A 19,270-nucleotide genomic window follows, 5' to 3' on the forward strand; every position below is an offset into this window, starting at 1 on the left:
TCTGTGCGCCCGGACCGGCTGGGGTCCGGTAGCGCAGGCGCCGTTGCGGCATGCCGCACTCCCCGTAGGTCTCCTCCCTCTCCTCCCTCCCCTCCCGACCTTGACAGCACGGGTAAATCTGACGGACAGTCAGGTTCACTCGATGATGTGATGCCGGGAGGCCAGCGCCGTGCACCTCGCCCCGACCGAAGGCCAGTTGCGGCTCCGCGCCGAACTGCGGGACTACTTCAAGGAACTGCTGCCGGAGGGACTCCCCGAGGACCCGGCCCGCCAGCGCGAACTGCTGCGCCGCATCGGCGCCGACGGGCTGCTCGGCCTCGGCTGGCCCGTCGCGTACGGCGGCCGGGGCCGCGGCGCCGACGAACAGTTCGTCTTCTTCGACGAGGCCTACCGGGCCGGGGCCCCCGTCTCCATGGTCACGCTCAACACCGTCGGCCCGACCCTCATGAAGTACGGGACCCAGGAGCAGAAGGACTACTTCCTCCCCCGGATCCTCACGGGCGACATCGTCTTCGCCATCGGCTACTCCGAACCCGAAGCCGGCACCGACCTCGCCTCGCTCCGCACCCGCGCGGTCCGCGACGGAGCCGACTGGCTGATCGACGGGCAGAAGATCTTCACCTCCAACGCCCAGAACGCGGACTGGATCTGGCTCGCCTGCCGCACCGACGCCGACGCCCCGAAGCACAAGGGCATATCGATCGTCCTGGTGCCCACCCACGCCCCCGGCTTCTCGTGGACGCCGATCGACACCGTCGGCGGGCTGACGACCACGGCGACGTACTACGACTCCGTCCGGGTGCCCGCCGGCAACCTCGTCGGCCCCGAGCACGGTGGCTGGGGCCTGATCACCAACCAGCTCAACCACGAGCGCGTGGCCCTCGCCGCCATCGGCATGCAGGCCGAGGACTTCTACGCGGCTGCGCTCGGCCACGCCCGCACCCCCGACCCGGTCACCGGCGCCCGCCCCGCCGACCGCCCCTGGGTGCAGTCCCGGCTCGCCGAGGCGCACGCGCGACTGGCCGCCGTACGCCTCCTCAACTGGCGCCTCGTCCAGGACGTGGGCGGTGGCACCCTGGCCCCCGGCGACGCCAGCGGCGTGAAGTTCCTCGGCACCGAGTCCACCGTCGAGGTGTACCGGATGTGCCAGGAGGTGGTGGGCGAGGAGGCCCTGATCCGGGGTCCCGCGGCCTTCGCCGGAGGCGAGCTGGAGCGGATGAACCGGGCCGCCCAGATCAACACCTTCGGCGGCGGGGTCAGCGAGGTGCAGCGGGAGATCGTCGCCATGATGCGGCTCGGCATGAAGGGGAGGAAGCGATGACGGCGGACGCATCAGGCACAGCCGAGGAGGTCGAGGAGCTCCATGCGCCCCAGGAGACCCAGGCGGCTGAAGGAGCCCAGGCGGCCCAGGCCGCTGAAGCAGCCCAGGCGGCCGAGGCCGCATCCCGGTTCCACATGCTGCTCACGTCCTTCGAGGGCCGGCCGGCCGCCACCGCGGGCCGGGGCAAGGACGCGGTCAACGAGCCGATGATCCGCCACTGGTGCGAGGCGATGGGCGACGCCAACCCCGCCTACACCGGGCCGGACGCCATCGCTCCGCCCGCCATGCTCCAGGCCTGGACGATGGGCGGGCTGTCCGGCCACTCGGACCGCGCATCCTCCTACGACGAGCTCCTGGCGCTCCTCGACGGCGCCGGGTTCACCTCCGTGGTCGCCACCGACTGTGAGCAGGAGTACCTCCGCCCGCTGCGGCCCGGCGACGTGATCACCTTCGACGCCGTCATCGAGTCCGTCTCGCCCCGCAAGACGACCAAGCTGGGCACCGGCCACTTCGTGACCACCCGCATGGACGTCCAGGCGGGCGGGGAACGCGCCGGCACCCACCGCTTCCGGATCCTCAAGTACGCGCCCGCCGCCAGGGCGGAGAAGAGGAAGCCCCCGGCCCTGCGCCCCCGCCCCGTGATCAATCGCGACAACCAGGGATTCTGGGACGGGGTCCGGGACCACAAGCTGCTGATCCAGCGCTGCTCCGCCTGCGCCGCCCTCCGCTTCCCGTGGCTCCCCGGCTGCAACGCCTGCGCGAGCACCGACTGGGACACCGTCGAGGCATCCGGCGCCGGCACGGTGTTCAGCTACGTCGTCATGCACCACCCGCCCTTCCCGGCCTTCACCGCGCACGACCGTTCCGCCGACGCGGGGGGCCCGTACGCGGTCGCCCTCGTCGAGCTCGTCGAAGGGGTCCGGATGGTCAGCAACATCACCGGCGTCCCGTACGACAAGGTCCGCATCGGCCTGCCCGTCCAGCTGGAGTTCCTGCGCGTCGACGACGAGCTCGAACTCCCCGTCTTCCGCGGGAGTGAGGGCTGATGGACTTCCACCCCTCCGACGAGCAGGCCGCCGCAGCCGGTCTCGCCGCCCGGATCTTCTCCGATCTCGCCACCCACGAGCGCCTCGCCGAAGCCGGCACCGGCAGCGACGCCGAACTGTGGAAGGCCCTCACCACCGCCGGACTGACCGCCGCCGTCGAGGAGATCGGCCTGCTCGGGCTGGTCCTCCTGCTGGAGGAACAGGGCCGCACCACCGCGCAGGTCCCGTACGCCGCCACCTGCGCGTACGGGATCCTCCCTGTGGCCGCACACGGAACCCCGGAGCAGCGCGCCCGCCTGCTGCCCACCCTCGGCACGGGCGAGGCGGTGGCCACCGGAGCCTTTCCCGCGCGCGGCCGGATCACCGCCGAGGACGGCCGGCTCACCGGGAGCGCCCCGGCCGTGCCCTGGCTGCGCGACGCCACGCACGTGCTGGTCCCGGACGCGGAGCGGGCTCTGTGGCTCGTACGGGCCGCCGCGCCCGGCGTACGGACGTCCCCCGTCGAGACCACCGCGCCCTGGGCGGCGGGGCGGCTGACCCTGACCGGAGCTGAGGCCGAACGCATCGGAGCCGACGGCGCCTACGAGGCCACCCTCGCCGCCGCCCGCACCGCCTTCGCCGGGCTCCAGGCCGGCGTCTGCGCGGGCTCGCTCGCCCGGGCGGTCGAGTACACCTCCACCCGTGAGCAGTTCGGCCGGCCGCTCTCCACCAACCAGGGGGTCATGCTGCGTGCGGCCGACGCCTACATGGACACCGAGGCGATCCGGGTCACCGCGTACGAGGCGGCCTGGCGCATCGACCAGGGCCTCCCGGCACACGAGCACGCGCTGACGGCGGCCTGGTGGGCCTCGGAAGCGGGAAAGCGCGTCGTGCACGCGGGCCAGCACTTGCACGGCGGCATGGGCGCCGACCTGGACCACCCCGTCCACCGGCACTTCCTGTGGGGCCGCCAGCTGGACGCCTACCTGGGCTGCGGCAGCGAGCTGCTGGCCGAACTGGGAGCTTCGATCGCTTCGACAGCCGAGGGAGAGCACGCATGAACGTCGGCGACACGCTGCCGCCGCTGGAGATTCCGGTCACCCGCACCCTGATCGTCGCGGGCGCGATCGCCTCCCGCGACTACCAGGACGTCCACCACGACGCGGCGCTCGCGCAGGCGAAGGGCTCCCCGGACATCTTCATGAACATCCTCACCACGAACGGGCTGGTCGGCCGGTACGTCACCGACCACCTCGGGCCGGACGCCGTCCTGCGCACCGTGGCCATCCGACTCGGCGCGCCCAACTACCCGGGCGACACGATGACCCTGACCGGCACCGTCACCGCCGTCTCCGGGAACACCGTCGAGATCCGGGTGGTGGGCGCCAACGGCATCGGCCACCACGTGTCGGGGACGGTCACCGCGGAGGTGCCGGCATGAGCGTCCGCTCCCGCGACGAGCTCGGCGGCCGCGCCGCAATCGCCGGCATCGGCGCGACCGAGTTCTCCAAGAACTCCGGCCGCAGCGAGCTCAAGCTCGCCGTCGAGGCCGTGCACGCCGCTCTCGACGACGCCGGGCTGACCCCCGCCGACGTCGACGGCATGGTCACCTTCACGATGGACACCAGCCCGGAGATCACCGTCGCCCAGGCCGCGGGCATCGGAGAGCTGTCCTTCTTCTCCCGCATCCACTACGGCGGCGGCGCGGCATGCGCCACCGTCCAGCAGGCCGCCCTCGCCGTCGCCACCGGGGTCGCGGAGGTCGTGGTCTGCTATCGCGCCTTCAACGAGCGATCCGGGCGTCGCTTCGGCTCCGGCGTCCACCAGCGCGAGCCGTCGGCGGAGGGGGCGGCCCTCGGCTGGTCGCTGCCCTGGGGGCTCCTGACCCCCGCCTCCTGGGTGGCGATGACAGCCCAGCGCTACCTGCACACATACCACCTCACCCCCGAGGCCTTCGGGCACGTCGCGGTCACCGACCGCCGGCACGCCGCGAACAACCCCGCCGCCTACTTCCACGGCAAGCCCATCACCCTCGCCGACCACGCCGCCTCGCGCTGGATCGTGGAGCCGCTGCGGCTGCTGGACTGCTGCCAGGAGACGGACGGCGGCCAGGCCGTCATCGTCACCACGGCCGAGCGGGCCCGGGACCTGCGGCACGCGCCCGCTGTGATCACCGCGGCGGCCCAGGGTGCCGGACGCCGCCAGGAGGCCATGACCTCCTTCTATCGCGACGACCTCGCCGGGCTGCCGGAGATGGACGTGGTCGCGCGCCAACTGTGGCGGACCAGCGGGCTGCGGCCCTCGGACATCGACGTCGGAATCCTCTACGACCACTTCACCCCCTTCGTGCTGATGCAGCTGGAGGAGTTCGGCTTCTGCAAGCCGGGCGAGGCCGCCGACTTCGTGGCCGCAGACGTGTTGCCGCTCAACACCCACGGCGGCCAGCTCGGGGAGGCGTACCTGCACGGCATGAACGGCATCGCCGAGGCCGTCCGCCAGCTGCGCGGCACCTCCGTCAACCAGGTCGCGGGGGCGGCGCACGCACTCGTGACGGCCGGTACGGGGGTACCGACGTCCGGGCTCATCCTCGGCGCCGACGGCTGAGATCCGGCGTCTGCCGAGCCCCGCCCCTCCACCTTCAGGGGGTGGGGATGGCCCTACTCCTACAACCTGAGATGGATCCCCCATCGGCACCTGGGGCCGATCCCAGGGCGGGCGGGCGCTCCTAGCGTGGAGACATGACCACGCCTGTGTGCACGCTCGCCTCGAATCCGACGCCGTACCCGTCGTTCTCGGCGTACGTCCGTACCCGGGGCACGGTCCTGATGCGCACCGCACGCTCCCTCACCGCCAACCCGTGCGATGCGGAGGACCTGCTCCAGACGGCCCTTGCGAAGACGTACGTGGCCTGGGACCGCATCGAGGATCACCGCGCCCTGGACGGCTACGTCCGGCGGACCCTGGTCAACACCCGTACCTCCCAGTGGCGCAAGCGCAAGGTCGACGAGTTCGTATGCGATGAGCTCCCGGAGACCGAGGCGGCCCCGGCCTCCGACCCGGCGGAGGCGCAGGCGCTGCGGGACGCGATGTGGCGCGCGGTAACCCGGCTGCCCGACCGTCAGCGGGCCATGGTCGTCCTGCGGTACTACGAGGACATGAGCGAGGTGCAGACCGCGGAGCTGCTGGGAGTCTCGGTCGGCACGGTCAAGAGCGCCGTCTCCCGCGCGCTGGGCAAGCTCCGAGAGGACCCGGAGCTCATGCCGGTCCGATGAGACGGCGGGAGCGGCGATGTTTCACGTGAAACAAAAAAATGTTTCACGTGAAACACGGAGGAGTTTCTACTCCCGGCTAGTGACATGCCAACCGGTATGTGCGCAGAATCGGCTGCATCCGTAGCCGCCGCAGCGCTGCAGCGCTCACCGGGAGGACGCATTGCTCAGCACCATGCAGGACGTACCGCTCCTCGTCACCCGCATACTCCGACACGGGATGACCATCCACGGGAAGTCCCAGGTCACGACCTGGACCGGGGAGGCCGAGCCGCACCGCCGCAGCTTCGCCGAGATCGGCACCCGCGCCACCCGCCTCGCCGGAGCCCTGCGCGACGAGCTCGGAGTGCAGCAGGACGACCGCGTCGCCACCCTCATGTGGAACAACGCTGAGCACGTCGAGGCGTACTTCGCGATCCCCTCCATGGGCGCGGTCCTGCACACGCTCAACCTGCGTCTCCCCCCTGAGCAACTGGTCTTCATCGTGAACCACGCCGCCGACCGCGTCGTTTTGGTCAACGGCACCCTGCTTCCCCTGCTCGCGCCCCTGCTGCCGCACCTGCCGACGATCGAGCACGTCGTGGTCTCCGGCATCGGCGACCGCTCCGTGCTCGATGGCCTGAACGTCCGTGTACACGAGTACGAGGAACTCCTCGCGGGCCGCTCCGACAGCTACGAGAGCTACGACTGGCCGGACCTGGACGAGCGCCAGGCGGCCGCGATGTGCTACACCTCCGGCACCACTGGAGACCCGAAGGGCGTCGTCTACTCCCACCGTTCGCTCTACCTGCACTCCATGCAGGTCAACATGGCCGAGTCGATGGGGCTGACCGACAACGACACCACCCTCGTCGTCGTCCCCCAGTTCCACGTGAACGCCTGGGGGCTGCCGCACGCCACCTTCATGACCGGCATCAACATGCTGATGCCGGACCGCTTCCTGCAGCCCGGCCCGCTCGCCGAGATGATCGAGCGGGAGAAGCCGACACACGCCGCGGCCGTCCCCACCATCTGGCAGGGACTGCTGGCCGAGGTCACGGCCAACCCGCGCGACCTGACCTCGATGAAGCAGGTCACCATCGGCGGCTCCGCCTGTCCGCCCTCCCTGATGGAGGCCTACGACAAGCTCGGCGTCCGCGTCTGTCACGCCTGGGGCATGACCGAGACCTCCCCGCTGGGCACGATGGCGCACCCGCCGGCCGGTCTGAGCGCCGAGGAGGAGTGGCCCTACCGGCTCACCCAGGGACGTTTCCCGGCCGGCGTCGAAGCACGTCTGGTCGGCCCGGGAGGCGACCTCCTGCCCTGGGACGGGGAGTCGGCGGGCGAGCTGGAGGTCCGCGGCAACTGGATCGCGAGCGCCTACTACGGCGGCGCGACCGGCGAACCCTTCCGGCCCGAGGACAAGTTCAGCGCCGACGGGTGGCTCAAGACCGGCGACGTCGGCGTCATCAGCCCCGACGGCTACCTCACCCTCACCGACCGTGCCAAGGACGTCATCAAGTCCGGCGGCGAGTGGATCTCCAGCGTGGAGCTTGAGAACGCGCTCATGGCCCACCCCGACGTCGCCGAGGCCGCCGTCGTCGCCGTCCCCGACGAGAAGTGGGGGGAGCGCCCGCTGGCCACCGTCGTGCTCAAGGAGGGCGCGACCGTGAACTACACGGGGCTGCGCGAGTTCCTCTCGCAGTCCATCGCCAAGTGGCAGCTGCCGGAGCGCTGGACGATCGTGGACGCCGTGCCGAAGACCAGTGTCGGCAAATTCGACAAGAAGGTGATCCGCCGGCAGTACGCGGAAGGCGCACTGGACGTCACCAAGCTCGACTGACGCCACCGGCCTCGACTGACGCCACCGGCCTCGGCCGACATGACCGGCCTCCGACTGACGCCACCGGCCTCGACCGGTGGCCTCGACGGGGTCTAGCCCCTAGTGAGCCATGCCCGCAGCAGCCTGCTGACCGCGGGCATGGCCACGTAGGTCATCAGGGTGCTGAAGACGACGGCGAAGGCCGCCGTCCGCAGCACGAAGTGCAGATCCACCAGGTACGGGCCGAGCACCGCGTTCCCGATCAGCGAGATCGGGAAGATGGCCAGCCCCGAGCTGATCGCCATCTTCCACCGCGGCGGCGCCGGCCGGGTCGTACCCGGCTTGGCGAACCAGGTCTCCATGCCCTGGAGTTCCCGGCGGGCTATCTCCGTGTGGTGGTGGCCGAGGCAGTTGGAGAACCACTGCGCCCGCTCCGCTGAGTCCTGCCAGCGCTGGAACGCCGCCTGGTTGCGGAAACGGTGGACCAGGAACCACGGGCCGCCCTCGGCCGCCGGGCGGAAGAGCCCGTACCCGAGGTGGTCCGGGAAGCTCGCGGCCGTCTCCAGGATCCCGTGGGCCCAGGCCTCGAAGGTCTCCTCGTGGCCGGCCTCCACCTGTCGCGCGATGAGCAGGTTCACCTCCCCGTTGTCGGCGGGAACGGTCTGCTCGGTCGTGTCGATGATGGCCATCGGGCCAGGATTACTAGTTGGTGCCGATCTTGGCCAGCAGGTCCACGATGCGACCCTGCACGTCCGGCGTGGTGGCCCGCTCGGCGAGGAAGAGCACGCTCTCCCCGGAGGCCAGCCGCGGCAGTTCGGCCGGGTCGATGCCCGTCGTCGTGTAGACGACCAGCGGGGTGCGGTTCAGCTGCCCGTTGGCGCGCAGCCAGTCCACGATCCCGGCCCGTCGGCGGCGCACCTGCATCAGGTCCATGACCACCAGGTTGGGCCGCATCCGCGTCGCCAGTTCCACGGCGTCGGTGTCGGCGCCCGCCCGGGCGACCTGGAGGCCGCGCCGCTCCAGAGCGGCGGTCAGGGCGGTCGCGATCTCGTCGTGCTCCTCGATCAGCAGTACCCGGGAAGGGTGCTGCTCGCTGTCGCGCGGGGCCAGGGCCTTGAGCAGGACGGCCGGATCGGCGCCGTACGCCGCCTCGCGGGTGGCATGCCCCAGCCCGGCCGTGACCAGTACGGGGACCTCGGCGGCCACTGCGGCCTGGCGCAGGGACTGCAGGGCGGTCCGGGTGATCGGGCCCGTCAGCGGGTCGACGAAGAGCGCGGCGGGGAACGCGGCGATCTGCGCGTCCACCTCCTCGCGGGAGTGCACGATCACCGGGCGGTAGCCGCGGTCACTGAGCGCCTGCTGCGTCTGCACGTCGGGGGCGGGCCACACCAGAAGCCGGCGGGGGTTGTCCAGCGGCTCCGGTGGGAGCTCGTCGTCCACGGGGCGCGGCACCGGCCGGTTGACCACCTCGACGGCGCCCCCCGGTCCGTCCAGCGGCTCGGGGCCCTCATCGGCGCCCGCCTCGGGGGCTCCTATGGCGAAGGCCCGGCCCTGCGGGGCGGGCTCGGCCAGTCGGCGACGGCGGCCGGAGCCGGTGCCCGCGCCTGTGCCCGTGGCGGTGCCCGCTCCCGTGCCCGTGGTGGTGGGGTCCATGGAGATGCCCTGGCCGAGGGTGCCCAGGGCGCGCACGCTGATCGGCTGCGCAGCCTGACCCTCCGCCGGGGTGTCCTGCGGCCGGCGGGCTCCGGGGACCGCGACCGGCCCGGAGGCCTCGCCGTCCTCGGGGGCGGTCCGGGCCGCCGGAACGGGCCACGCCGGGGGGTCGGACAGCGCGCGGCGCCGTCCGGTCGGACCTTCGGCGGGCTCCTTGGGCTGTGCGGCAGAGGCGGGAGCTTCCGGTTCGGCGCCGGGGGCGCCCAGCACGCGGCGGCCACGCCGCCCGGCCGGGGCGTCGCCGCCGTCGGCGGGAGCGGGGGCCGAGCCGGCCATCGCGGGGGTCTGCGGAGCGGCGGGAGCCGGGGTCGGGCCGGCGGGCAGCGCGAAGCCGCCCTCGGGGGCGATGGGCCGCGCGGGAGCGGGTGTCGGCCCGAGCCCGGTCGCCGGTACGGGACCGCCCGGCTGCGCCGGACCGGCCGGACCCAGTGCCCGCCGCCGTCCGGCGGGATGCTCGGTCACGGGAACCGGGGGCACCGCGGGGACGGGTGGGAGCGCGGGCATGGCGGTGCCCTGCGGGGGCACGGGCCGCCCGGGGCCGCCTTGGCCGTGGGAACCGACCACGCCTTCGGCTCCGCCGCTGCCGTCGCCGGCCCGGCCGCGCCTGCGCCCGGTACCGAGTCCCGCCGGGTTCACGGGGGACTGGGCGAGCTCGGGGCCCGCGTCGGGAATGCCGGCCTCGCCCGCCCGCCGCCGCCCGGACGGCAGCGCCAGCGCGCCTGCGCCCTGCGCACCCTGTGCGGCTTCGGGGCCCGCGGCCTCGTCGTCGAGGAAGGCGTCCACTCCGCGCCGGGCCCGCCGGCCGCCGGAGATCTTGCCGGGGGCGGCGCCCCCGGCCGTCCCGGCGCCGTCCGCGGCCGCATCCGCCGGGGGCTCCTGCGCCGGCTCCGGCAGGGTCACCGTCCCGGCTCCCGCGCCGAGCGGGAGCTCCAGCACGTACGCCCCGCCGGGCGCGCCGGGCACCTCCACCGTCTGCAGCATGCCCCCGTGCGCGGCCACGATCCCCCGCACGATCGGCTCGTGCACCGGGTTTCCGCCCTCGTACGGCCCGCGCACCTCGATCCGTACGACGTCGCCGCGCTGCGCGGCGGCCACCACGATCGTCGAGTCGCTGTATCCGCTGCCCTGGCGGGTCTTGCCGGTGGCGTCCACCCCGGCGACGTCCGCGACCAGGTGCGCCAGCGCGGTCGCGATCCGGTCCGCGTCCACCTCGGCCTCGATGGTCGGCGCGTGGACGGCGAACTGCGCGCGGCCCGGACCGATCAGCTCGACCGCGCCGTCGACGCCTGCCGCGACGACCGTGTTGATCAGGACTTTCTTCTTCGCCAGCCGGTCGCTGCCGGAGTCCAGGCGCTGGAAGCCGAGGACGTTGTCCACCAGCGTGGTCATCCGCGCGTACCCGGCGGCCAGGTGGTGCAGCAGCTGGTTGGCCTCGGGCCACAGCTGTCCGGCGTCGTCGGCGGCCAGCGTCGCCAGTTCTCCGCGCAGCTCGTCCAGCGGCCCGCGCAGGGAGTCGCCGAGGACGGCCATCAGCTGTGCGTGGCGCGCGGCGAGGGCGTCGTAGGGCCGCCGGTCGGTGAAGGTCATGACGGCGCCGACGAGCTGTTCCCCGTCCCGGACGGGCGAGGTGGTCAGGTCGACGGCCACCGGCTGTCCGGACTTGTTCCACAGCACCTGCCCGCGTACGCGGTGCTTGCGTCCGCTGCGCAGAGTGTCGGCGAGCGGGGACTCCTCGAACGGGAACGGCGAGCCGTCGGCGCGGGAGTGCTGGACCAGGCCGTGCAGTTCGCGGTTGCCGAGGTCGGTGGCGCGGTAGCCGAGGATCTGGGCGGCGGCCGGGTTGACCAGCACCACCCGTCCGTCGGTGTCGGTGCCGACAACGCCCTCGGCGGCGGCGCGCAGGATCATCTCGGTCTGCCGCTGGGAGCGGGCCAGCTCGGCCTCGGTGTCCACGGTCTGCGAGAGGTCCCGCACCACGAGCATCAGCAGCTCGTCACCGGTGTACGAGGGTTGCGGCTCGCGATAGGCGTCGCGCCCGTCGAGATGGGCGCTGGTGACCTCGACGGGGAATTCGGAGCCGTCGGTGCGCCGCGCGATCATCCGCTTGGGCTTGGTACGGCCGCCCTCGTCCTCGCCGGGCCGGCGCATGGAGCCGGGGATCAGCTTGGAGTCGAATTCGGGCAGGAGGTCGAGGACGCCGCGGCCGACGAGCCCGGTGCCGGGGCTCTCCATGACCTCGAGAGCGATCGAATTGGCGTTGACGACCGTGCCGTTGGCGTTGACGAGCAACAGCGCGTCCGGAAGAGCGTCGAGTATTGCTGCGAGGCGAGCAGCGCCTCGGGATGGCCTGCTGCTCACGACGAGCTTCCTCCCTGACCACAACTACCGGCAAGTCACGGGAGGAGTCTAAGGCCACAGGCTCGCGGCGGGGTGGCCGATGTGCGGCGGATACCGCCCATCCCGTGCATCGTCCCAGGTCAGGAACGCCCACTCGGAAGCAGAGGTTCCAACTCGTCCCAGCGGTTGATTTCGCATCCGTTCGTCCGCCGGAAGGTGGCGTCCACCTTGCGTCCGTTCCAGGTTCCGGTGATGCGAGCGGTGGCGGGGCCCCCGTTCTGCATGGTGCAGATCTGCCGCTTGGAGACGGGAGCGAACGGGTCCTTCCCCTCTTTGGCGAACTTGTCCAGCTTCGCGCAGGCCTGCTCCCTCCAGGGGTGGTCGCCGCCGACGGGGTTGCATTCGATCTGGAACTCCCGGTCCAGGCGACGGTTGCCGGTGTCCGCCATGTCGATGGTGAGGCGGTCGGGCGGGGACAGCAGCCGCCCCAGTGGCAGCGGGGGCAGCGGCCCCGCGGCCGCGGCGGCCAGGGCGGAAGTGACGGCGAAGGCGGCGAGACGCAGCATGGGCACTCCAGGTCGTCCGTACGTCGTACGCCTGACCAACGACGCGGGCCCCCCGACGTTGCGTGCCGACCACCCTTTAAGGCTTTGCCCTGCACCCGTCCCTCCTAGTACCGTGGGAGCGGATTGGTGAGGGGCCCTGCGCCTGTGTCATCATCTGCACGCACCTTCGTACGCGGGGGTGTGCTGGAGGCGTCGCCTAGTCCGGTCTATGGCGCCGCACTGCTAATGCGGTTTGGGTCTTACCGCCCATCGAGGGTTCAAATCCCTCCGCCTCCGCACCTCATCGAAGCCCCGGTCCTGACGGACCGGGGCTTCGATGCGTTCCGGGGCAATCCGGTGCACACCGACCTCTCTGCGAACCCATCCGGATGATCTCCATCCGGCTCGTTTTCGCAGGTCAGCAGAGGTGTGGGTAATGGATTTCGCGTCCCGGCGAGGTCCATGTATTGTTGTTCTCGCAAGGCCAACGGGGCGCAAAACCCCGGGAAGCCCAAGCACTCGTAGCTTAACGGATAGAGCATCTGACTACGGATCAGAAGGTTGCAGGTTCGAATCCTGCCGAGTGCACAGCAGGGCAGAGGCCCCCAGGAGAAATCCTGGGGGCCTCTGTCGTATGTCCGCATGGGGGTTGTCTCCTCCTTGATGGGGAGGGGGTCCCCCGGAGGATGTCAGGGGTGGGATGGCTCTGACGGGGGACGCCGACCACGCGCCGGCCTCGGTACGGTTTTTGAAGATCGTCCGAAGTCGGAAAACGGGGGCACTCATGGGACTGTTCGGCAATGCGCACACGGTCGACCCCGTGGCGGCGCAGCGGGACTACGCGCGGCTGCTGGGGCAGGGGGAGCAGGTCCACGCGGCGTACCTGCTGATCCGGGACACGATTCTGCTCACCGACCGGCGGCTGGTGCTCGTCGACAAGCAGGGGCTCACGGGGAAGAAGGTGGAGTACCACTCCATCCCGTACCGGAGCATCACGCACTTCTCCGTGGAGACCGCCGGCCACTTCGATCTCGACGCCGAGCTCAAGATCTGGATATCCGGCAGCTCGGCGCCGATCGAGAAGACCTTCACCAAGGGGGTCGACATCTACGAGGTGCAGGCGATCCTGACGCAGTTCGTCGCGAGGTAGCCGGACACGGCAGCCCTCAGAGAACCCGGGGAAGGCCGGTCACCGACATCACCAGGGAGTAGAGGGAGGTGGTGGCGGTGATGAAGAGACGGTTGTTCTTGGCGCCGCCGAAGGCGATGTTCGAGACCGGTTCGGGGACGCGGAGGCGGCCGATCAGGGTGCCGTCCGGGGCGTAGCACTGGACGCCGTTCTCCATCGCGGCCGCCCACAGGCGTCCCTCGTCGTCGAAGCGGATGTTGTCGACGCTGGGGCACATGGCGAAGACCCGGTCGCCGGTGAGTGCGCCGTCGTCGGTGACCTTGAAGGCGCGGATGTGGCCCGCGCGGGTGTCCGCGGCGTACAGCTCGCTTTCGTCCGGGGAGAAGACGACGCCGTTGGGGCCGAGGAAGCCGTCGGCGACCATGCGGACCTCGCCGGTCGAGGGGTCGGCCCGGTAGAGGTTGCAGGCTCCGATCTCGCTCGGCGCGCGGTGGCCCTCGTAGTCGTTGGTGATGCCGAAGTCCGGGTCGGAGAACCAGATGGAGCCGTCCGAGCGGACCACCGCGTCGTTCGGGCTGTTGAGCCGCTTGCCGTCGAAGTGGTCGGCGATGACGGTCAGGCTGCCGTTCGGTTCGGTGCGGGTGACGCGCCGGTTGCCCTGCTCACAGGTGATCAGACGGCCTTCACGGTCCAGGGTGTTGCCGTTGGAGTGGCCGGCCGGGGAGCGGAAGACGGAGACCGCTCCGGTCGCCTCGTCCCAGCGCAGCATCCGGTCGTTCGGGATGTCGCTCCACACCAGCTGCCGCCAGGCGGGCAGGTACAGCGGGCCCTCGGCCCATCGGCAGTCGTCGTAGAGCCGGTCCAGCCGGGCGTCGCCGTTGGCGCAGCGGCCGGTCTGGAAGCGGTCGTCCAGGATCTCGTACAAGGTGAGGTCGGCTATGCCGGACATGGTTTCCCCCTGACTGAGTCTTGCCGAATTTTGTTCGGTCTGATGGTGAGATTGCAGGATCAGGTACCGTCTTCGCAAGGGTCGACAGGCCCATGGGAGGAAGATCGCGTGGACGACATCGACCGTGCGCTCGTCCTGCGCCTGCAGCAGGACGCCGGACAGTCGTACGCCGCTCTCGGCACGGCCGTCGGGCTCTCGGCGGGGGCCACCCACGAGCGCGTGCGCAAACTGCGCGAGCGGGGGGTGATCCGGCGGACCACCGTCGACGTCGACCCGGCCGCCGTCGGCAGCGGGGTCCTCGCCTACGTGATGGTCGACTCCAACGCCTGGATGGGCGAGTCCGGCGCCGACTTCGCCGCGATTCCCGAGATTCAGGAGGCGCACATCATCGCGGGCAGCGCGTCCGTGCTGGTCAAGGTGCGCACGGCCTCGACCGAGCAGCTGCAGGACGTCCTGCGCTGCCTCTACGCCATCAACGGCGTCAGCGGTACGCACGCCACCGTCGTGCTGGAGACCTTCTTCGAACGGCCCCTCCCGCTGTGACCTGGTGGTGCACCGGGATCCGATGGATGGACGGCGGACCCGCCATCGGGTGGTACGGGCAGGGGCGCGGCGAGCGGGCGAGCCGTCTCGCGTACGGGCAGCGGCTGGCCTTCGTCGCGCGCGGCGAGCGGCACTGCCTCGGCGTGTGGCGGGCCGGGAAGCGGACCCCCTGCCCCACCGCCGGCACCGTGCCGGGTCGCGCCGGGAACGCGCAGTGCCCTGAATGCGCCCGCCTCGACCGGTCGTTCTCCGTGGCGGCCGACACCAACGTGGCCGATCCGCGCACCTATCGCGTCTATCTGGCCTGGTTCGGGCCCGGCATGGTCAAGGTCGGGATCACCGCCGAGGAGCGCGGCTCCGCCCGACTGCTGGAACAGGGGGCGGTGGCCTGGGCCTGGCTGGGGCGGGGTCCGCTGATGGCCACCCGGCGCACGGAGGAGCTGCTGCGGGCGGCGCTCGGGGTGCCCGACCGGATCGCGTACGCCCGCAAGCGCGCCGGCCGGGCCCACCTCCCGTCGGGGGCCGAGCGGGCCCGGGAGGTCGCCGAGCTGCACGCCCGCGCGGCGTCGCTGCCCGGGTGGCCGGAGTCGTTGGAGCAGATGGGGTGCGAAGTTGCCGATCATGCTGGCGCGTTCGGGCTGGACGCACTGCCCGCCCCCGCGCGGGTGCTCACCGACATGATCCCCGGCGGGGCCGTCGTAGGCCGGCTGGTGGGCGCGGCCGGTCCCGATCTGCACCTCGCCGACGGGCTCGTGCTGGACACCCGGCGCTTGGCCGGCTGGGAGCTCACCGCCCCGGGGGACGAGGCGGTGACCTCGGTCCCGGTGGCGCAGATCCCGTCCGCCGCCACCGCTCCCGCCGAGCAGGACGGGCTGTTCTGACCCCGCGGACCACGGCGTCCATGGTCAAAACTTGGATCCCTTCGGCCTCCCGGGGCCGATTCCTGTGGACATCCCGGGGCGGCCCCGCAGAGGGTGGGGGGCATGAGCATTCAGCCGGTACCGGCCTTCGAACCCCCTTATGTGATGGCTGTTTTCAGCAATGTCCGGGCTGCCGACGACAGTGGCTATCCCGAGACCCTCGCCCGGATGAACGAGATCGTCCGGACGAATGCCGGCTTCCTCGGCTACGAGTCCGCCCGCACCCCCGGCGGCCTCGGCATCACCGTCGCCTACTTCCGCGACCACGAGTCGCTCACCCTGTGGCGCGAGGATGTGGAGCACCACGCGGCCATGAGACAGGGCCGCAAGGACTGGTACGAGAGCTACACCCTGCACGTCGCGACCGTCGAACGGAGCCACGGCTTTGCACGCAACGGCTGAGGAAGTCCGCGCCTTCCGGGAGCGGCTCGGGCTGCCCGGACTGGTCGACGTCCATACGCACTTCATGCCCGCGCGGGTCCTGGACAAGGTGTGGGACTACTTCGACGCGGTCGGCCCCCTGACCGGCGTCGAGTGGCCCATCACCTACCGGCACGAGGAGGAGCAGCGCGTCGCGCTCCTGAGGGAGTTCGGGGTCCGGGCCTTCACCGCCATGCTCTATCCGCACAAACCCGCGATGGCCGCCTGGCTCAACGCCTGGTCCGCCGATTTCGCCGCCCGCACCCCCGACTGCCTGCACACGGCGACCTTCTTCCCTGAGGAGGGCGTGACCGCGTACGTCCGCCAGGCCGTCGACTCCGGGGCCCGGATCTTCAAAGCACACCTCCAGGTCGGCGACTACGACCCGAACGACGACCGGCTCGACCCCGTCTGGGGGCTGCTCGCCGAGGCCGGCATTCCGATCGTGATCCACTGCGGCTCCGGCCCCGCCCCGGGCAAGTACACCGGACCCGAGCCGGTCGCCCGGCTGTTGGCCCGCCATCCGCGGCTGCCGCTGGTCATCGCCCACATGGGCATGCCGGAGTACGCCGACTTCCTCGGCCTCGCCGACCGGTACGCCGAAGTGCGCCTGGACACCACCATGGCCTTCACCGACTTCTCCGAGCAGCTCAGCGCCTTCCCGCGCGGGGACCTCGGACGGCTCGCGGACCTCGGCGACCGCATCCTGCTCGGCACCGACTTCCCGAACATCCCCTACCCCTACGAGCACCAGCTCGACGCCCTTGAACGCCTCGGCCTCGGCGACGACTGGCTGCGGGCGGTCTGCCACGACAACGGCGCCCGGCTGTTCCGCCTCGACGGCTGACCCTGTGCTTCGGCCCGTCCTCCTTTCTCAGGAAATTCACAGGCGGGGACAAGAACGCTCTCAGAGCCGCCGGACAGCGTGCCGGTATGACTGCGACGACCACCTCTCACGGGTCCACGTCCACGAGCAACCCCACGGCCCTGGTACGGCCCGACGGCGGACCCTGCCGGGTACTCGTCGTCGACGACGAGGCCTCGCTCTCCGAGCTGCTGTCCATGGCCCTGCGCTACGAGGGCTGCGAGGTCCGCAGCGCCGGCGACGGGGCCGGCGCGGTGCGGGCGGCGCGCGAGTTCCGCCCGGACGTGGTGGTCCTCGACGTCATGCTCCCCGACATGGACGGACTCGCCGTCCTCGGGCGGCTGCGCCGGGAGATCCCCCAGGTCCCCGTGCTGTTCCTGACCGCCAGGGACTCCGTCGAGGACCGGATCGCCGGCCTTACGGCGGGCGGCGACGACTACGTGACCAAGCCCTTCAGCCTGGAGGAGGTCGTGGCCCGGCTGCGCGGCCTGATCCGGCGCTCGGGCGCGGCGCAGGCGGCGCGCGGCGGTTCGGTGCTGGCCGTCGGTGATCTGCGGCTCGACGAGGACAGCCACGAGGTGGTCCGGGCCGGTCGGGACATCCACCTGACCGCCACCGAGTTCGAGCTGCTGCGCTACCTGATGCGCAACCCGCGGCGCGTGCTGAGCAAGGCGCAGATCCTGGACCGGGTGTGGTCGTACGATTTCGGCGGCCAGGCCAATGTGGTCGAGCTGTACATCTCCTACCTGCGCAGGAAGCTGGAGAGCGGCCTCGGCCTGCCGCCGATGATCCACACCCGGCGCGGCGCCGGTTACCTGATCAAGCCGGCCGAGTAGTGGCCTTCCGCAGCAATCGGCGCCGGCGAGCCTGCGGGCCCTGGTCTCTGCGGACCAGGCTCGTCGTCTCGGCGGTGGCGCTGATCGCCGTGGTGAGCGCGGCCATCGGGGCCGTGACGACCCTCGCCCTGCGCTCGTACCTGGTCACCCAGCTCGACGAGCAGCTGCGCACCTCGGTCACGATGGCAGGCCACGGGCCCGGCCAGAAGGCGGCCCGGGAGAGCAGCGGCGGTTTCCTCATGCCGCCCGGCAGCCCGCTGGACGCCGCCGGGTTCCGTCTGGATTCCGCCGGCGCGGTGCTGACCGCCCGTAACGCGCGCGTCGAGGGGTGGTCGCCCGACAAGGCGCCGCCGCTCACCGAGGAGCAGAGCCGGGTTCTCGCACAGGCCGCCCGGAAGGCCGTCCAGGGCCCGTCCGGGCCGGTGGACGCGGATCTCCCGGGTTTGGGCGCCTACCGGGTGCTGGCCTCCCCCGACGGGCGGCTCGTCCTCGGCTTCCCCCTGCGGGACGTCGACTCCACCGTCCGCACCCTGGTCGGCGTGGAGGTCTGTGTCACCCTCGCCGGGCTGATCGCGGCCTCCCTCGCCGGGCAGGCGCTGGTCGGCGTCGCTCTGCGCCCGCTGCGCAGGGTCGCCGCCACTGCCACCCGGGTCTCCGAACTGCCGCTGCACAAGGGCGAGCCCGCCCTCCACGAGCGGGTCCCGGAGTCCGAGGCCGACCCCCGCACCGAGGTCGGCCAGGTGGGGGCGGCCTTCAACCGGATGCTGGGTCACGTTTCCTCCGCCCTCACCGCCCGCCAGGAGAGCGAGACGCGGGTCCGGCAGTTCATCGCCGACGCCAGTCACGAACTGCGCACACCGCTGGCTTCGATCCGCGGTTACGCCGAACTGACCCGCCGGGGACGGGAGGAGCCCGGTCCCGACACCCGGCACGCCCTGGGCCGGATCGAGTCCGAGGCCACCCGGATGACCGGCTTGGTCGAGGACCTGCTGTTGCTGGCCCGGCTCGACGCGGGTCGCCCGCTCGCCACCGGCGGCACCGGCACCGACGCCGACGCCGAAGCCGACGCCGGCACCGACCTGGCCCCGCTCGTCATCGACGCCGTCAGCGACGCACGCGCCGCCGGGCCCGAGCACCACTGGCGCTTGCACCTGCCCGAGGAGCCCGCGCTCGTGCGCGCCGATCCCGCCCGCATGCAGCAGGTCCTGGTCAACCTTCTCGCCAACGCCCGTACGCACACCCCACCCGGCACCACGGTCACCGCGCATGTTTCACGTGAAACATCCTCCGTCCGCCTGCGGATCGAAGACGACGGGCCGGGTATCGCGCCCGCGCTGCTCCCCCACGTCTTCGAGCGATTCGCCCGTGGTGACGCCTCCCGGTCCCGAGCGGCGGGCTCCACCGGACTCGGTCTCGCCATCGTCCAAGCCGTGGTGGCGGCGCACGGCGGGCGGGTGGGCGTCCAGAGCGAGCCGGGCCGGACCCGTTTCGAGGTCGTCCTTCCGCTCGCCCGGTCCGGGGGGACGGCGCAGCCGGACTCACAGACGGGTCACAGGCTCACCACACAGCGGTGACAGGCCGCCCCGCGAGGGTTTGA

19 protein-coding genes and 2 tRNA genes are annotated in these 19,270 nt (G+C 71.8%); 16 read left to right on the forward strand and 5 right to left on the reverse strand.

The genetic code is table 11. From position 1 onward, the window contains the following. Nucleotides 1–169 precede the first annotated feature (169 nt). The gene (locus tag ACWGIF_RS07825; RefSeq protein ID WP_453492641.1) at nt 170–1,321 is read left to right on the forward strand and encodes an acyl-CoA dehydrogenase family protein; all 1,152 of its coding nucleotides are present in this window, start codon (nt 170–172) and stop codon (nt 1,319–1,321) included. An 11-nt stretch (nt 1,322–1,332) separates the two neighbouring features. Here ACWGIF_RS07825 and ACWGIF_RS07830 read toward each other — a convergent pair whose 3' ends face one another. Continuing rightward, on the reverse strand, nt 1,333–1,455 hold the full coding sequence (locus ACWGIF_RS07830; protein WP_453492644.1) for a hypothetical protein: 123 nt from the start codon (nt 1,453–1,455) through the stop codon (nt 1,333–1,335). On the opposite strand from ACWGIF_RS07830, the gene ACWGIF_RS07835 reads away from it, so the two are divergent. The 6 genes from ACWGIF_RS07835 to ACWGIF_RS07860 all read left to right on the forward strand — a co-directional run bounded on the left by ACWGIF_RS07835 (nt 1,456) and on the right by ACWGIF_RS07860 (nt 7,437). Further along, nucleotides 1,456–2,367, forward strand: a complete 912-nt coding sequence (locus tag ACWGIF_RS07835) for a bifunctional MaoC family dehydratase N-terminal/OB-fold nucleic acid binding domain-containing protein (protein WP_453492757.1) — start codon at nt 1,456–1,458, stop codon at nt 2,365–2,367. Continuing rightward, a complete protein-coding gene (locus tag ACWGIF_RS07840; protein ID WP_453492647.1) occupies nt 2,367–3,407 on the forward strand; it encodes an acyl-CoA dehydrogenase family protein in 1,041 nt (346 codons plus the stop codon). The genes ACWGIF_RS07835 and ACWGIF_RS07840 overlap by 1 nt, the downstream gene beginning before the upstream one ends. After that, nucleotides 3,404–3,787, forward strand: coding sequence for a MaoC family dehydratase (locus tag ACWGIF_RS07845; RefSeq protein WP_453492650.1), 384 nt, complete (start codon nt 3,404–3,406; stop codon nt 3,785–3,787). Before ACWGIF_RS07840 ends, ACWGIF_RS07845 begins: the two co-directional genes overlap by 4 nt. Further along, nucleotides 3,784–4,950: a lipid-transfer protein gene (locus ACWGIF_RS07850; protein WP_453492653.1), complete on the forward strand. Its 1,167-nt coding sequence runs from the start codon at nt 3,784–3,786 to the stop codon at nt 4,948–4,950. The genes ACWGIF_RS07845 and ACWGIF_RS07850 overlap by 4 nt, the downstream gene beginning before the upstream one ends. A 134-nt stretch (nt 4,951–5,084) precedes the next feature. Next, entirely contained in the window at nt 5,085–5,618 is a 534-nt protein-coding gene (locus tag ACWGIF_RS07855; protein ID WP_453418458.1) for a SigE family RNA polymerase sigma factor, read from the forward strand. A 160-nt stretch (nt 5,619–5,778) separates the two neighbouring features. Then, nucleotides 5,779–7,437, forward strand: coding sequence for a long-chain fatty acid--CoA ligase (locus ACWGIF_RS07860; protein ID WP_453492656.1), 1,659 nt, complete (start codon nt 5,779–5,781; stop codon nt 7,435–7,437). A gap of 92 nt (nt 7,438–7,529) precedes the next feature. Here ACWGIF_RS07860 and ACWGIF_RS07865 read toward each other — a convergent pair whose 3' ends face one another. The 3 genes from ACWGIF_RS07865 to ACWGIF_RS07875 form a co-directional block, all read right to left on the reverse strand. Beyond that, entirely contained in the window at nt 7,530–8,105 is a 576-nt protein-coding gene (locus ACWGIF_RS07865; RefSeq protein ID WP_453492659.1) for an antibiotic biosynthesis monooxygenase, read from the reverse strand. Nucleotides 8,106–8,118: 13 nt separating this feature from the next. Next, nucleotides 8,119–11,487, reverse strand: a complete 3,369-nt coding sequence (locus ACWGIF_RS07870) for a PAS domain-containing protein (protein ID WP_453492663.1) — start codon at nt 11,485–11,487, stop codon at nt 8,119–8,121. 119 nt (nt 11,488–11,606) lie between these two features. Continuing rightward, complete coding sequence (locus ACWGIF_RS07875) at nt 11,607–12,032, reverse strand: SSI family serine proteinase inhibitor (RefSeq protein WP_453492666.1); 426 nt, start codon at nt 12,030–12,032, stop codon at nt 11,607–11,609. A 185-nt stretch (nt 12,033–12,217) separates the two neighbouring features. Between ACWGIF_RS07875 and ACWGIF_RS07880 the strand changes: the two genes are divergently transcribed. From ACWGIF_RS07880 to ACWGIF_RS07890, 3 genes are all read left to right on the forward strand, one after another. Next, nucleotides 12,218–12,308: transfer RNA gene (locus ACWGIF_RS07880), tRNA-Ser, on the forward strand. A 218-nt stretch (nt 12,309–12,526) separates the two neighbouring features. Beyond that, a tRNA-Arg gene (locus ACWGIF_RS07885) sits at nt 12,527–12,599 on the forward strand. Between the two features lie 196 nt (nt 12,600–12,795). Next, entirely contained in the window at nt 12,796–13,161 is a 366-nt protein-coding gene (locus tag ACWGIF_RS07890; RefSeq protein ID WP_453492669.1) for a PH domain-containing protein, read from the forward strand. Nucleotides 13,162–13,177: 16 nt separating this feature from the next. Here the strand turns inward: ACWGIF_RS07890 and ACWGIF_RS07895 are convergent, their stop codons facing one another. Then, nucleotides 13,178–14,089 carry an SMP-30/gluconolactonase/LRE family protein gene (locus ACWGIF_RS07895; RefSeq protein WP_453492672.1) on the reverse strand — a complete coding sequence of 304 codons (912 nt, stop codon included), beginning with the start codon at nt 14,087–14,089 and terminating at the stop codon, nt 13,178–13,180. A 108-nt stretch (nt 14,090–14,197) separates the two neighbouring features. Here ACWGIF_RS07895 and ACWGIF_RS07900 point away from each other — a divergent pair, with 108 nt between their 5' ends. The 6 genes from ACWGIF_RS07900 (at nt 14,198) to ACWGIF_RS07925 (ending at nt 19,247) form a co-directional block, all read left to right on the forward strand. Further along, nucleotides 14,198–14,632, forward strand: coding sequence for an Lrp/AsnC family transcriptional regulator (locus ACWGIF_RS07900; RefSeq protein WP_453492675.1), 435 nt, complete (start codon nt 14,198–14,200; stop codon nt 14,630–14,632). A gap of 26 nt (nt 14,633–14,658) precedes the next feature. Beyond that, on the forward strand, nt 14,659–15,513 hold the full coding sequence (locus ACWGIF_RS07905) for a DUF2797 domain-containing protein (protein ID WP_453492678.1): 855 nt from the start codon (nt 14,659–14,661) through the stop codon (nt 15,511–15,513). Between the two features lie 102 nt (nt 15,514–15,615). Continuing rightward, a complete protein-coding gene (locus ACWGIF_RS07910) occupies nt 15,616–15,954 on the forward strand; it encodes an antibiotic biosynthesis monooxygenase (protein ID WP_453492681.1) in 339 nt (112 codons plus the stop codon). Further along, nucleotides 15,938–16,819, forward strand: a complete 882-nt coding sequence (locus ACWGIF_RS07915) for an amidohydrolase family protein (protein WP_453492684.1) — start codon at nt 15,938–15,940, stop codon at nt 16,817–16,819. The genes ACWGIF_RS07910 and ACWGIF_RS07915 overlap by 17 nt, the downstream gene beginning before the upstream one ends. Before the next feature lie 86 nt (nt 16,820–16,905). Then, entirely contained in the window at nt 16,906–17,673 is a 768-nt protein-coding gene (locus tag ACWGIF_RS07920; RefSeq protein ID WP_453492687.1) for a response regulator transcription factor, read from the forward strand. Nucleotides 17,674–17,747: 74 nt separating this feature from the next. Then, entirely contained in the window at nt 17,748–19,247 is a 1,500-nt protein-coding gene (locus ACWGIF_RS07925) for a sensor histidine kinase (protein ID WP_453492690.1), read from the forward strand. The last annotated feature ends 23 nt before the right edge of the window (nt 19,248–19,270 follow it).

Source organism: Streptomyces sp. NPDC054849, assembly GCF_053610945.1.